10 protein-coding genes are annotated in these 13,752 nt (G+C 69.6%); 4 read left to right on the forward strand and 6 right to left on the reverse strand.

All coding sequences use genetic code 11. The annotated features are described in order from the left end of the window. The 4 genes from Q664_RS50820 to Q664_RS50835 all read right to left on the reverse strand — a co-directional run. A partial coding sequence (locus Q664_RS50820) for an immunoglobulin-like domain-containing protein (protein WP_043414698.1) occupies positions 1–2,199 on the reverse strand: 2,199 nt, incomplete at its 3' end. Between the two features lie 219 nt (positions 2,200–2,418). Then, entirely contained in the window at positions 2,419–3,279 is an 861-nt protein-coding gene (locus Q664_RS53950) for an alpha/beta hydrolase (protein ID WP_152622850.1), read from the reverse strand. Continuing rightward, on the reverse strand, positions 3,276–3,926 hold the full coding sequence (locus Q664_RS50830; RefSeq protein ID WP_152622851.1) for a hypothetical protein: 651 nt from the start codon (positions 3,924–3,926) through the stop codon (positions 3,276–3,278). Before Q664_RS50830 ends, Q664_RS53950 begins: the two co-directional genes overlap by 4 nt. A 53-nt stretch (positions 3,927–3,979) precedes the next feature. Next, positions 3,980–4,591, reverse strand: a complete 612-nt coding sequence (locus Q664_RS50835) for a TIGR02265 family protein (RefSeq protein WP_052519740.1) — start codon at positions 4,589–4,591, stop codon at positions 3,980–3,982. Positions 4,592–4,783: 192 nt separating this feature from the next. Here Q664_RS50835 and Q664_RS53955 point away from each other — a divergent pair, with 192 nt between their 5' ends. Beyond that, positions 4,784–5,836 carry a PrsW family intramembrane metalloprotease gene (locus Q664_RS53955; protein WP_052519741.1) on the forward strand — a complete coding sequence of 351 codons (1,053 nt, stop codon included), beginning with the start codon at positions 4,784–4,786 and terminating at the stop codon, positions 5,834–5,836. Positions 5,837–7,319: 1,483 nt separating this feature from the next. On the opposite strand, the gene Q664_RS61975 is transcribed toward Q664_RS53955, so the two are convergent. Then, positions 7,320–8,270 carry a serine/threonine-protein kinase gene (locus Q664_RS61975; protein WP_235217198.1) on the reverse strand — a complete coding sequence of 317 codons (951 nt, stop codon included), beginning with the start codon at positions 8,268–8,270 and terminating at the stop codon, positions 7,320–7,322. A 139-nt stretch (positions 8,271–8,409) separates the two neighbouring features. On the opposite strand from Q664_RS61975, the gene Q664_RS50850 reads away from it, so the two are divergent. Beyond that, the gene (locus Q664_RS50850) at positions 8,410–9,744 is read left to right on the forward strand and encodes an amidohydrolase (RefSeq protein WP_043414703.1); all 1,335 of its coding nucleotides are present in this window, start codon (positions 8,410–8,412) and stop codon (positions 9,742–9,744) included. 52 nt (positions 9,745–9,796) lie between these two features. Here Q664_RS50850 and Q664_RS50855 read toward each other — a convergent pair whose 3' ends face one another. Next, a complete protein-coding gene (locus tag Q664_RS50855; protein WP_043414705.1) occupies positions 9,797–10,471 on the reverse strand; it encodes a hypothetical protein in 675 nt (224 codons plus the stop codon). A gap of 393 nt (positions 10,472–10,864) precedes the next feature. On the opposite strand from Q664_RS50855, the gene Q664_RS50860 reads away from it, so the two are divergent. Both Q664_RS50860 and Q664_RS50865 read left to right on the forward strand, forming a co-directional pair. Further along, positions 10,865–11,665 (forward strand): hypothetical protein, encoded by an 801-nt coding sequence (locus Q664_RS50860; protein ID WP_043414708.1) that lies wholly within the window; start codon positions 10,865–10,867, stop codon positions 11,663–11,665. Between the two features lie 60 nt (positions 11,666–11,725). After that, positions 11,726–13,711: a M1 family metallopeptidase gene (locus tag Q664_RS50865; protein WP_043414710.1), complete on the forward strand. Its 1,986-nt coding sequence runs from the start codon at positions 11,726–11,728 to the stop codon at positions 13,709–13,711. Positions 13,712–13,752 lie beyond the last annotated feature (41 nt).

Raw genomic sequence — 13,752 nt, forward strand, 5'->3', positions numbered from 1 at the left:
GGACCAGGTGTTGGTGGCCGGGTCATACAGCTCGGCGGAAGCCAGCGTGCCGCTGTCGAACTCACCGGTGCGGCCACCAGCCACGAGCACCTTGCCGTTGGGCAGCAGGACGGCGGTGTGGTGGTAGCGCTGGGTGTTGAGGGCACCCGCGGGCTTCCACTTGCCCAGGGCCGGGACGTACAGCTCGGCGGTGGTGCTGGTGATGGGGCACACGCCGCCGCCCGCGATGAGCACCCGGCCATCCTGAAGCTTCGTGGCGGTATGACCGCGGTGCGCACCCAGCGTGTTGCCCGTGGCGGACCAGGTCTTGGTCACTGAATCGTACAGCTCCGAGGTGGTGTTGAAGCCACCGGCCACCAGCACCCGGCCATCGTCCAGCAGGGTGGCGGTGTGCAGCATCCTCGGCAGGGCCATGCTGCCCGTGAGGATCCACCCGCCGTGGCGGTCCTCACACGTGCCGGAGGCACCCGGGACGACCGTGACCGTACGGGTCGCGGTGCCCACGTTGCCGGCCGCGTCCTTCGCCGTATAGGTGAGGGTGTACGTGCCCGCCACGCGGATGTTGACGGAGCCGGACACCGTCACCGTGTGGCTCAGGTCACCGTAGCAGCCGTCGAAGGCCGCCGCGCCCGGATCCACGTAGGGCTTGCCGCACTCGACCGTCATCGAGTCATAGCCCACCACCGCCACCTCGGGAGCCTGGGTATCGGCCACCGTCACGCGGCTGGTGCAGGTAGCGGTGTTGCTGTAGGCGTCCGCCACGGTGTGCGTCACGGTGGTGCTGCCCACCGGGAAGCGCCCCGCCCCCGGGCTGCTCGAATGGGTCACCGGGCCGCAGGTGTCGGCTCCGGACGCCACGCCCGGATCCACCTCGGCACCGCCATCGACGCACTCGGCCAGCACGTTCTCCGGGCAGGAGATGGACGGAGCCGTGATGTCGACGACGGTCACCTTCGCCGTACAGGTGGACTCCAGGCCCGTCGCGTCCCTGCAACGGAGCGTGGTGGTGGTTTCGCCCTGTCCGAAGACGGACGGAGACTGGGTGCAGCCCACCAGGTCGCCATCCGGATCATACGAGCCGTCATCGATGGAGCCCGTCGCGGAGCAAGAGGTGCTGTCGGCCGTCAGGGTCAGCTCCCTGCACTTCGCCACCGGAGCACGGCTGACGGCGACGGAGCGGCAGGACGCGCTGCACGCGCCGGTGCCATTGGCCGCGCCGGTGTCGCACTGCTCGCCCGGATCCACCGTGCCGTCACCGCACCAGTGCAGGCGGCACACGGACGAGCAGGCCGTGCCCGGCACTCCATTGCTGGCACCGGTGTCACACTCCTCGGGGTACTGCAGCACGCCGTCGCCGCAGCGCACGGGGACGGCCCCCCGCGCGAGGATGTAGGGCACGCCACGCGAACCATCCGCGAAGTCCTTCGAGCCCGGCAGGCGCGCGCCGTACACGGGGTCCCTCGCGATGACGAGCGGGGTGAAGTTGGCCTCCGGGTAGCTGTCGAAGGCCTCGTGCACGGAGCAGACCCAGTTGGAGAGCAGGCCGTCCGTCAGGCCCGACAGGGCGTCGTGCGTGGCCACGATGTGGGCGTCGTCGTAGCAACCCACGCCCGTCACGGTGAAGGCGCCAAACGGCTCCAGCACCCGCACCGGCGTCCCGGGTGCGGAGTCGTGGTAGTAGCAACTCAGATTGATATAGGCACCCGTCTTGCCCTCCTGCGCGGCGGCGAACCGGACGGCGTTCCGGGTGACCAGATCCTTGCCGTGGAACACGGGATCCGTGCCCATGACGAGCACGTTGCCATCCACCACGGGGCCCCAGGTGCCGCGGCTGCTCACCGCCGCGTTGATGAGGCTCAGGCTGCTGCTGCACGTGGCATCCCCCAGGATGATGGCGCGATAGCCCGCGAAGTCCGCCGAGCTCTTCGCGGCCCAGGCGGCGGAGGAAACGACGTCCACCGTATAGCCCAGGCTCCGCGCGGCCACCGCCTCCACGCTGTTGATGCCGGACGTCACCGTGCTGGACAGGATGAGCACCTTGTTCGTGCTGCCCACGCCCTGGGGACGCGTGCTCACCGCCGTGGGCGCCACCGGCGCCGGGCTCGCGCTCTCCGCCTCCAGCGGCGACTCGCCACCGCATGCCGCCACCCACAGCACGCTCAACGCCAACAGCACCCCATTGCGGATGCCGCTTCCCATTCTCGTATGTCTATACGGATACATAAACATCCCACCCCCTCTGCACAGACGCATGGCCAGCACTCCCGCTCCTGAACCAGACGTCCAGGGCAAGACGGGCAAACGTGTTTTTCCAACGGGAGTGCCTTGATAATAGAAACAGGCTTTCAAGACGCCATCCGGGGGAAGCCGGACTATCGCCTTGATGACGCGTTGGAACCGTGGAGTGTGGGGTGTCGTTCAGGGACGGGTGCGCGTGCCTTCCAGAAAGGCGCCCAAGGTACGTGCGTAGTCCACCCGCCCCATGCGCTGGGGGACGGTGTCATGGTCCGCGCCCTCCACGAGGACGAGCTGCTTGGGCTCGTGGGCCACGGAGTAGAGGTGCTGGGAAAACTCGGGGCGGATGAAATCGTCGGCGGTGCCGTGCAGCAGCAGCAGGGGCACGCCCTGGAGCGAGGCCACGCGGCCCTCGGTGTCCCAGGAGCCCTTGGAGAAGAAGCCCCCGGGGAGGTCCATGTTGCTGGAGTCGCGCACCAGCCCCTGCACGGAGCTGAAGGGAGACTCGAGGATGAGCGCCGCGGGCGGCTGGTGGGCCGCGAGCTGGGAGGCCACCGCCGTACCAAAGGAGCGCCCGTAATAGACGATGCGGTCCGCCGACACGCCGGAGCGCGCGGAGAGCCACGCGAGCGCCGCCTGGCTGTCCGCGAGCAGGCCCGGCTCGGAGGGCTGCACGTCGGTGGAGGTACCCCAGCCCCGGTAGTCGAAGACGAGCACGTCGTAGCCGAGGTTGGCCAGGCCCTTGGGCCGGGAGATGTGTTGGTTCAGATTGCAGCAGATGCCGTGGAAGTAGAGGACGTAGGCGCGGGGCGGCTGCTGCGTGGACTTCACATACGCGGCCCCCAACCGCACCTGCCCGTCCACCACGAGCTCCACCGGCTCTATCTGCTCGGGAGACACCGTCTCCTCGGGCGTGTCGCCCTCGGCGGGCAGCGTGTAATGGTCCACGCGCGTGCGGCTGTAGAGGAAGGGGTCCAGGTCATAACAGGCCCCCACGCCCACCCCGGCGCTCAACAACCCGACTGCCAGCAGACGGCGGCTCATTCCTCGTCCCCTCCGAAGCGGTAGCGCACCCCCAGCAAGGCGCCCAGCGCGCCCATGCCGCCCACCCCCTGCCAGTTGGCCGCGTTGAAGCGGGTGGCGTAATCCGGCTGGTACCAGCGCAGCTCCAACTGCACGCCCCACGAGGCCAGCCGCACCTCCTCGCCCACCGCCAGTGACAGCAGGGGCGGCCCGCCCGCCAGCTGCACCAGGCCGGTGGCCGAGGCATAGGAGAGGAAACGCCCGCCCAGCAGGTAGCTGACGGTGGGCGACACCTCGAGGTAGGCACGCGGAGGGGCCTGCCGCGAGGCCAGCACGCTGGTGAAGCCATAGAGGCGTCCACCCAGGGAGAGGGCCGGCACCGCGCCGTCCTGCGCGAGCGCCAGCCAGCTGCCTCCCACGTCCAGGCCCGCCACACCAAAGGTGAGCGAGGTGAGGTGCACATGGGCCGCCACGTCGACACGCTCGGCCACGCCATAGCGGGCCCCCACGGCGCTCAGCGGCACGGGAATCACCGGCCCCAGGTTCACGAGGGGCCCGCCCAGGGCGCCCTCCACCTGCACGGCACCACGAGGCACCGGGCGCACCTGGGTGGTCAACCCGCAGCCCGTGGCGAGCAGCGCGGACAGCAGCAACAGGACGGTTCTCATCACATCCCGCCCCATAGCGGAAGTCGGGCCGGGTTGCCCAGCCCCCCTCCCCTTCAGTCCCACGTCACCTCGTACTCGTTGTCGGTGGGGCTCAGCGGGCGCGAGGTCACCCTGGCGCCCTTCACCTTCGCCACCTCGCACATCGCCTGGAGCCCGCCCTCGGTGTGCAACCGGGGCATCACCTCGTGCTTGACGAGCACACCGCTCCGCGGCCCCGTCAGCGTCACCTTGAGCTCCACGTGCTTGGAGGCCGTCTGCATGCCCGTGGGGATGTTGCTGAGCAGCCGCCTCGGGTCCCCCTGCGCCATCAGGATGAGCACCTTGCCCGCCGCCGACGCATAGAAGGACATCCCCCCCTCGTAACCAATCTCCCACATCGCCCGCTCGAAGCCGCCGAACCGCTCACTCATCCGCCGTGCCGCCGCGTAGAGCAGCTTGATGTACGTGTGGTGGGCGTAGTTGAAGAAGTCCAGGAAACGCGCCTCGCCACACACCTCCAGGCACTGCTTGACCGCCTCGTCACCCTCGAGCCGCCGCACCAGGTCCAGCAGGCTGTTGTGGAAGAGCCCCCGCATGAGATCGTCCGGCGAAATCAGCGACAAGCGCCACTGCAGCTCCTCGTCTGTACCGAGCTGCAACGACTGAACGGTGACAGGCGTGTCCATGAACTCCCTTCCGGCACCGGGCGGGCGAGGTGATGGACATCAGGGTAACCCGGTACAGCGGGCGAAGGTAGGGGGTGAAACGCCGCGGAGGGATTCCTCGAGGGCTCGCGCACCCAGGGAAAAGGCCCCACACGCCCAGAGAGCGGAAGCGGGCCGGTGCGGCGGGCACGGAGGCTCTGTTACGGTGGAGCCATGTCCACGCTGCTGATGCTGGGAGGCTCGGCGGTCGTCCCCTCCCTGCTGTTGCTCTGGTACGTCTACGCCAGGGACAGGAACCCGGAGCCGCGAGGCCTCCTGCTCAAGACGTTCCTCCTGGGAGCGGCCATCTGCGTGCCGGTGGTGCCGGTGGCCATCTGGCTGGAGTCGCTGGGACGGCAGTGGGAGACGGACGTGTGGAGCACCGCGCTGGTGCGCGCCTTCCTCGGCGCGGCCATCCCCGAGGAGCTCTTCAAGTACCTGGTGCTGCGCTGGTACGTGTGGAACAAGCCGGCCTTCGACGAGCCGCTGGACGGCGTGGTGTACGGCGCCACCGCGTCGCTCGGCTTCGCCACGCTGGAGAACATCCTCTACGTGGGGGACGGGGGCCTGGGGGTGGCGGTGCTGCGCGCCCTCACCGCCGTGCCACAACATGGCTTCACCGGAGTCGTCATGGGCGCCTTCCTGGGCCGGGCCCGGTTCGCCCAGGACGAGGCCCAGCGCTTCGGACTGCTGGCCGCCGGACTGGGTTGGGCCGTCCTCCTGCACGGCGCCTATGACGCCTTCCTGATGACGGGGACGGGCTTCGCCCTCCTCGCGCTGCCGGCGCTGCTGATCTCCGTGGGCTGGGGCCGCGGCCTCTACAAGGGGCTCCAGCGGGAGCAGATCCTCCTGGGCACCTCGCTGGTGACCCGGCGCTTCGTGGTGGAGGAGTCACTCCAGATGGAGGAGCCCGCCCGGGTGGCCGTGGGAGGCGTGGGTCCCACCACCCTCTCCGCGGAACCAGGCGTCGCGCACGTGCCGCTGGCCCCCCGTCCGCCCCGCGAGCCCCAGCGCACCTTCTTCTCCTGGCTCAAGCTGGGCCTGGGCGGCATCGGCCTGACCGCCTGCGGGCTGGTGTGGCTGTTCGTCGCCGCCATCCTGCTCGGCGAGCCGGTGGGCGGAGAGCTCACGGTGCCCGTGGTCATCCTCTGCGCCATCCCCACCACCCTCTTCCTGCTCCTCTTCCGCTCGGGACTGCGCGGCCCGTTCGAGGCGGAGCCGGCGTGAGCGCTCCCTTACGCGACTGACGCGTGCCAGATGGCCTCGACGCGGGCGCGCACCTGGAGCCGCCCCTCGGCGAAACCCGGCAACGACCGGAGGGGCTCGATCGCCGGACAGCGATCGATCCACTCCAGGTCGATGAGCGCCGTCTCCGCGGCCCGCCGGAAGTACTTCAACCCCACCTCCGGCTGGCCACAGAGGCCCATGACCTCGGCCGTGAGCTGGCACAGCAGGGAGGCGAAGCGCGGACTGTTCGTCTGGGAGAGTGCCTCATCGAACATGGGGATCAGCTCGAGCACATCTACCTCTCCCAGCACCGCGCTGGCATAGCGGCCCACCATGGTGGCGATGTAATCCGGATCCGTGGCGGCCACGGCCTTGCTGCGCCGCAGCTCCTCCATGTTCCGGGTCCACCCCGCGACGCGGACCCGCAGCGACTCCGCCGCGGTCCTGTGCAGCGGCGACGCGGTCAGCCGCTCCATCGCCCACCGGTAGTCCTCCATCTGTCCGCGCAGCGCGCTGCAGCGGGCGAGCTCGAACAGCGACGACACCAGCGTGGGCGACAAATCGTAGGCCAGGCGCAGCCGCACGAGCCCCTCGTCCGCGCGGCCCGCCTCACACTGGAGGCTGCCCAGGTATTGCAGCGTGGGGGCATGACAGGGCGCGATGTCCAGGGCCGTGCGGAGGGACGTCACCGCCGTGTGCCAGTCATCCAACTGGGCGGCGAGCATCGCCCGGGCCAGCTGCGTGTCGGCCTGCTCCGGAGCCAGCCGCAGGGCCCGCTCCACGCTGGCGCGAGCGAGCGCGGCGGAGTCCCGCTGGGGGTCCTTCACGCCCATGAACAACGCGCGCAGGCTCGCGATGGCATGGAGCGCCACGGCCGGCAGGAAGTCCGGCGCCTGCTCCAGACACGACTCGAGCAGCAGCAGGGGGCCTCCGTCCCGGCCACCCCGGAAGGCTCCGTGCAGCAGGGAATTGGCCTGGCGGTACAGCGCCAGGGCCTCGGTCGGAGTGCTCGCGCGCCACGCCGAGAGGACCGCCTCGCCCCGCAGCTCCTCGGCGATGCGCGGCACCAACCGGTCCTGCAGCTCGAAGGCGTCGGTGGAGGCGTACTCGAAGCGGCCACTCCAGACCTGGGTGCCGGACTGCGCCTCCAGCAACCGGACGGAGACACGCACCGAGGGACCCGCGCTCTGCACCGTCCCCTCCACGACCAGCTCCACCCCGAGCTCGTGCCCCACGGTCCGCGGGTCGCGCTCGTTGCGGAAGCGCGCTGTCACCCCGGTGCCGGGCACGCGCAGCCCGCGCACCCGGGACAGCTGGTCGATGAGGGCCTCGGTCAGCGAGTCGCCCAGGTACTCGGAGTCACGAGGGCCCTGGAAGCGCAGGGGGAGGATGGCCACGCCCTGTTTGGGTACCGGCGTGGAGGTGCGGGGCGTGTGGCGCGTGGCGGACGCCGACGTGAGGGGCGCGGGGGTGTGTCCCCCCGTCATCGCTCCCGGAGTGGGCGGACCCGACAGGGTGGGCTCCCCCACGCTGACGAGCCAGTCCCGCAGCACCCCGGCCACCTCGAGCGCGCTCGCCGGCCGCTCCTCGGGCGCACGGCCGAGGCAGCGGTGCACCAGCTCGGCGAGGGGCGACGGGATGGTGGCGCGCTGCCGCAGGTCCGGAGGGGACTGGCGCAGACGGGCCATGGCGGCGGCCCACGGGGTGTCCCCGGAGAACGGGCGACCTCGCCAGCGAGCAGTTCATACAGCAGCAATCCCACCGCGTAGAGGTCCGCGCGCGCGTCCACCGGATCGCCGGACACCTGCTCCGGCGCCATGTACATGGGCGTGCCCACGGTGCCCAGGGTGCGCGAGGCGACCTCCCCCGCCACCGCCCGGGCGATGCCGAAGTCGGTGAGGACGACGCGGCCACCGGACTCGATGAGGATGTTGGCCGGCTTGAGATCTCGGTGCACCACGCCGGCGGCATGGGCCGCGGCCAGCCCCTCGCAGATGGCCAGGGCGATGCGGGCGGCGCGGGAGGGGGCCAGGGGACGCTCCCGGGCGAGCAGCGCGCGCAGGTCCTCGCCCTCGACGAACTCCATGGTGAGGAAGGCCTGGCCCTCGTGGGTGCCCAGGTCGTGCATGCGCGCCACGTGGGGGTGGGTGATGCGGCGGGCGAGGCGGACCTCTCGGGTGAAGCGCTCGAGGGCATCCGGGCCGGCGTCCTTGCCGAGCTCCAGCGTCTTGAGGGCCACCACGTCGCCCACGAGGCTGTCGCGGGCCTGGTACACCGTGCCCATGCCGCCCCGGCCGAGCATGCGCACGAGGGCATAGCGCCCGGCGAAGAGCGGCCCGGAGGGGGGCTCCTGGGTGGAGGGGGCCGAGGGGCGGATGAGGGTGCGGTCGCCCCCATCGAGGGCGGAATCAGGGGGTGCGGAGTTCTCGGGCACGGCGGCCGCAATCTAACCCGGGGCCCCCCCTACCCGCCATTGACACCGGGTATGAACCCCCCTTCGAGTGCATACTCTCGGGCCCGCGAATCTCCGCGACCTCCGGGGGCCTGACGCACCGGGACAAGAGAGGCCCTCGATGACGGACACCTGCATCCGCGATTGCCACGCGCTCGTACCGGACGCCAGCGGCACGCTCACCATCGCCCGCCACCAGGACATCCTCGTGCGCGGCGGCCGCATCACGGAGATCCGTCCCACCGGTGGACCCCTGGAGCCCGGTGTCACCGTGCTCGAGGGGCAGCGGATGCTCGCCATGCCCGGGCTCATCAACACGCACGCCCACGTCCCCATGGTGCTCTTCCGCGGGCTGGCCGAGGACGTGCCCATCGAGCGCTGGTTCAACGAGTTCATCTGGCCCCTGGAGAGCAACCTCACCGAGGCGGATGTGTACTGGGGCGCGCAACTGGGCCTGCTCGAGATGATCGAGGGGGGCGTCACCACGGTGGCGGACCACTACTTCCACATGGACCGGGTGGCCCAGGCGGTGGAGGAGGCCGGCACCCGGGCGCACCTGGGGTGGGCGGTGTTCGGCAGCAATGGGCTCAAGGTGCTCGCGGAGACGGCCGCCTTCGCCGAGCGCTGGAGAGGCGGCGCCGGAGGCCGCATCACCACCTGCATGGCTCCGCATGCGCCCTACACCTGTGATGACGGCTTCCTGCGCGCCTCCGCCGGGCACGCCAACCGGCTGGGGATTGGCATCCACATCCACGCCGCCGAGGAGATGAACCAGACGAACGCCAGCCTGGAGAAGCGGGGACTGACGCCCATCCAGGTGCTCAAGGACACCGGGGTGCTCGGCGTGCCCACGCTCATCGCCCACGGCTGCGGCCTGCTGCCCCAGGACATCGAGCTGCTGGAGAAACACCGCGCGAGCGTGGGGATTGCCCACGCCCCGAAGACGTATCTCAAGCTGGCGATGGGAATGACCCCCATCCGGGCCTTGCGCAGGGCAGGAATCGCGGTGGGCCTGGCGACGGATGGCGCGGTCAGCAACAACACGCTCGATGTCTTCGAGAGCCTGCGCCTCATGACGATGATGCAGAAGCACGAGGCGATGGACCCCGAGGTGATGCCCATTCCCGAAGCGCTCGACATCGCCACGCGGGGCAGCGCCGCGGCGCTCGGGATGGGGGACCGGATTGGAAAGCTCGCGCCCGGCTACCAGGCGGACATCATCCTCGTGGACACGAGGGGTACGCATTGGCAGCCGCCGCACAACCTCACGGCCGGACTGGTGTACAGCGCACGAGCCAGCGACGTGCACACCGTCATGGTGGATGGCCGCGTCATCATGCGCGAGCGCCGCCACCTCACGCTCGACAAGGAGCGCATCCTCACCGAGGTGGCCAGCACCATGGAGCGCCTGGCCCGACGCGTGCCCGAGTCACGGATTCAGAGCTACAAGCCGTGAGCCAGGCCCAGACTCCGGTATTCAGCTCCGGAGTCCGGAGTGCATTCACTCCTCACCCCACCGCGCGCACGGGCTGGGGCTGGAAACCATCCAGGAGCGCCTCCATGAGCCGCTCCACCTGCGCCAACGGCACGCCCTGAATGGTGAGGAGCGTCTCGCCGCCCTGGGTGCTCGTCTTGAGCTGCACCCGGCCCCCCTGGGCGAAATGCCGCGAGAAGCTGTCCCGCAGGAACTGGATGCGAGCGGCGTCCGTGGCGGGCATGGTGGCGCGGGACGGCTTGCGCTTGTGCTTCGCCGCCTGCCGCAGTTCCTCCAGGCTGCACTCGGCGAAGGACTTCCGCTCCACCTTCCCGCCCTCCCGAGGCACCTCGATGGGCGTGAGGCCGGGGTCTCCGGCCGTGAGCTGGATGTCGGCCTCCTTCGCGTAGGCGCGCAGGGTGTAGAGCTTCGTCACGCCGTGCGTCCTGCACGCCTCCTCGGTGAACTCCCGGGCCACGGCGCCATACCGGGTCAGGGTGGACTGCGAGAGCTCCTGGATGTGCTGGTTGAAGTACACCTGGGCGCTCTCGTACTTCTTCTGCTCCGCCAGCTTGTTGTCCACGACGTAGTTGTAGAGGCGGCCGATGTTGTAGTGCCCGGCGTTGCCCTCCTTCAGGTGAGCGAGAATGGCATCCCGCACCTGCTCGAGCGTCAACGTCAGGAGGTTGCTGCTTGCGTTCGTTCCCATGATTCCCCTCAAAAGTGGAGAAGAGGTGAAGACGCCGCGGTTCACCACGGCAGGCCGGACACGTGGCACATACCGGGCCAGGGGAATGGCTCCAGGAATCCGCCTACTTGCGTGAGCGCTCCTCACAGGAGGGTCCAAGCTCCCGGAGGGAACAGTCCACGAAGCGGGACTCATTGCATTCCACTGGTCACCGGTGACGAGTGAAACGGAGCGGGTGCATTCCACTGGTCACCGGTGACGAGTGAAACGGAGCGGGTGCATTCCACTGGTCACCGGTGACGAGTGAAACGGAGCGGGTGCATTCCACTGGTCACCGGTGACGAGTGAAACGAAACGCTCTCCCTCACCGCGCCCCAGGGAGGTACAACGGTGGGATGACGGAGGAGTCCAAGCGTGGCTGAAAAGAAGACCTGGAAGGGCGGACGCCTGGGACCGTTCCACCTCGGTAAACGGTACAAGAATGTGGGGACGGACCTGGGCCGGCTCTACGCGGCCCATGATGTCGACACGGGCAACGCGGCCCTGATCGTCATGCCCTCGGACCACGCGGACCTGGAGTCCTGGAGCGTCCGCGCCACCGCACAAGCCGAGCCTCCCTATCTCGCGCTGGAGGTGGAGCAGGCGCCTGCCTCGGGCCGACTGCCCGATTTGTCCAACATGCTCGACCTCCTCACCTCCGCCGTGGAGCGCCTGGAGAAGAACGAAGAGGCCCGAGCCCATCTCACGGGCGGCGCGGTAAGCACCTGGAAGCGGTGGGTGGGGCGCATGAAACGGCTGCTGCGCTCACCCCGCGGACTCCTGGTCGCTGGCCTCGCCGCGCTCGCCCTCTGCGTGCTCCTCTTGCCACGCCTCTTGGGGGATTCCACCGCACCCGGCAGCGAGGGGCGGGCCAGCACTGGCGCCGGCGCATTGGCGATGACCGAGCCCAAGGCTCCCACGCTGGTGGACCTCGACCCCTCTGACGTGCCGGCCATCACCTATCCACTGCCCGCCAGGCCTTTCAGTGACCAGGCCAAGGCGCCCTGCTTTCCCAAGTCGGGCGAGGTGGAGATCAACGGTGGGTGCTGGGTGGCACTCGAGAAGCGCCCTCCCTGCTACGAGAACCAGGCCGAGCACCAGGGCAAGTGTTACATGCCGGTCTCGGCGAAATCCCACGAGAAGAAGCGACGCGAGCCGCACTCCGTGCAACCGTGACCGGAGAGTCCCCAGCGGCATGCGCTATGGTTCGCTCCCCTTCCTGGAGCGGAACGACGCATGAGAGGACGCCTCTCCCTGCTGCTGTGCGGCTTGCTGCTGCTCGCCGGTTGTCATCGAAGCACGAGGTCCGACGAGGCCACCTCCGACTGCCGGCACTCCGAGTCCATCTGCGGCTCGGGCACGACCTGCGCCGCCAACGGGCAGTGCCTGATGGACTGCCGGGAGAACCTCGCCGATGCCTGCGGCCCGGGGCTGCTCTGCAACCAGGGCACCGGCGCGTGTGTGGCCGCCCAGAAGCTCGACTGCAACGAGGTGCCCGGCCTGTGCTGGGAAAACCAGGTCTGCGACGCACCCACCGGCTACTGCCGCGAGGCCTCCATCGACACCGCGCTGGCCTATGACGTCCAGCTCTACGACTACACGCTGCACGTCGACACCGCTGTGAGCACCTTCTCCGGCCAGGTGAGCATCTTCCTCGTGGCCACGCGTGGCGGCACGGCCACCCTCACCCTCGACGTGGGCAAGACGGTGGAGGTCCCCGTCGAGGGAGGCACGGCACCGTACACACCGTACACGGTCACCTCGGTGAAGAGCCGCTCCGGTGCCGCGCTGGCCTTCACCCAGGACTCCACCGCGGGCACCCTCACCGTGACGCTCGGAACGCCGCTCGAGGCCAACGCCTCCGAGGTGCTCACGGTCGCCTATCAGGGGCCCCTCAACCCCATCTCCGGCAGGAAGCACGACCTCTACTTCACGGGCCTCATGAGGCGGGAGGGCAAGCTGGGGCACCCGCTCGTGCAGACCTTCGGGTGGCCCCACCACACGCGCCGCTGGCTTCCCAGCCATGACCATCCCCGCGACATCGCTCGCGCCATCGCCCGCGTCAGCATCGACAATGGCCTCCCCGTCCAGGCCAACGGCGTGCTCGTCCAGGAGTCCGAGGACACGCCCCACCGCCGCACCTTCCTCCTGCGCCAGCCGGTGCCCACCTACGCCCTGAACTTCATCGCCTCGGACTACACCCGCGTCCCGATCGGCACCGTGGATGGGGTCCAGGTGGAGGCATACATGTACCCGGTGGCCGCGGAGAGCGCGGTTCCCCCGCTCTGGTGGACCGGGACGCTCGGGGCGATGAAGTACCTCAACGAGGCACTCGGGCCCTTCCCCTTCGAGCGCTACGCGATGATGCAGGTGCCCTCGGCCCTGGGCGGCATGGAGCACGCCACGGTGGTGTCCATCGCCGACACCCGCACCGAGGGGCCCGATGCGGAGGGCCACGGGAACAAGCTCGTCATCCACGAGATGCTCCACCACTGGTGGGGGGACAGCGCCCACCAGTCGAGCTGGGAGGAGTTCTGGCTCAACGAGAGTCTCGCGTCCTTCTACACGGCCGAGGCGCTCGGCGTGCTCGGTGGCAGGAGCGCGTTCCAGGCGGAGCTGGACCGGATGAAGGCGGCGATCTTCAAGTCACCCGCCCGCTACGATGACGACGCGCTCCGCTGGTCACGCCACCCCGAGGAGGTCCCCGGCGAGACCACCCGGGCCTCCTTCGCCGCGCCCTACGTGAAGGGACCCTGGATCTGGCAGATGATCCGCCTCCAGCTCGGTGAGTCCGCCTTCGCCGCGTTCATGAAGAGGTTCTACGCGGCCACGCGCTTCAAGCCGTACAGCACCACCCAGTTGCTCGCCCTGCTCAACGCCGAGAGCGCGGTGGACTTCACTCCCTTCTTCAAGGAGTGGGTGTACGGCAGGGGCTGGCCGAAGCTCGCGAGCACCTGGAGTTACGACAGCGCCCGCCGGGTCATCCGCCTCACGGTCCGGCAGACCCAGGACGTGGCGCGGTACGGCAGCTACACCTTCAGCGGGCCCCTGGCACTGAAGTACGTCTTCGACGACGCGGACGCGGCGACCGCCTCCTGCACCGGAGAGGTGACCTTCACCGGGGGCGCGCTCGAGTCCACGGTGGACATCCCGTGCGCCCGAGCGCCCACCACGATGAGCCAGCCATTCAGCCGGGACCTGCTCGTCGAGCTCGCCCCGTAGATGATCGCGGAAGCCCCACGGGAAGTGCATCCCACGGCCCC

This window comes from Archangium violaceum Cb vi76, assembly GCF_000733295.1.
Lineage (GTDB): Bacteria > Myxococcota > Myxococcia > Myxococcales > Myxococcaceae > Archangium > Archangium violaceum.

Coding starts and splice junctions, on each gene's coding strand:
- Q664_RS53950 (WP_152622850.1), bottom strand. CDS start 3,279: ATGAGCCGCCGTCTGCTGGCAGTCGGGTTGTTGAGCGCCGGGGTGGGC.
- Q664_RS50830 (WP_152622851.1), bottom strand. CDS start 3,926: ATGAGAACCGTCCTGTTGCTGCTGTCCGCGCTGCTCGCCACGGGCTGC.
- Q664_RS50835 (WP_052519740.1), bottom strand. CDS start 4,591: ATGGACACGCCTGTCACCGTTCAGTCGTTGCAGCTCGGTACAGACGAG.
- Q664_RS53955 (WP_052519741.1), top strand. CDS start 4,784: ATGTCCACGCTGCTGATGCTGGGAGGCTCGGCGGTCGTCCCCTCCCTG.
- Q664_RS50850 (WP_043414703.1), top strand. CDS start 8,410: ATGACGGACACCTGCATCCGCGATTGCCACGCGCTCGTACCGGACGCC.
- Q664_RS50855 (WP_043414705.1), bottom strand. CDS start 10,471: ATGGGAACGAACGCAAGCAGCAACCTCCTGACGTTGACGCTCGAGCAG.
- Q664_RS50865 (WP_043414710.1), top strand. CDS start 11,726: ATGAGAGGACGCCTCTCCCTGCTGCTGTGCGGCTTGCTGCTGCTCGCC.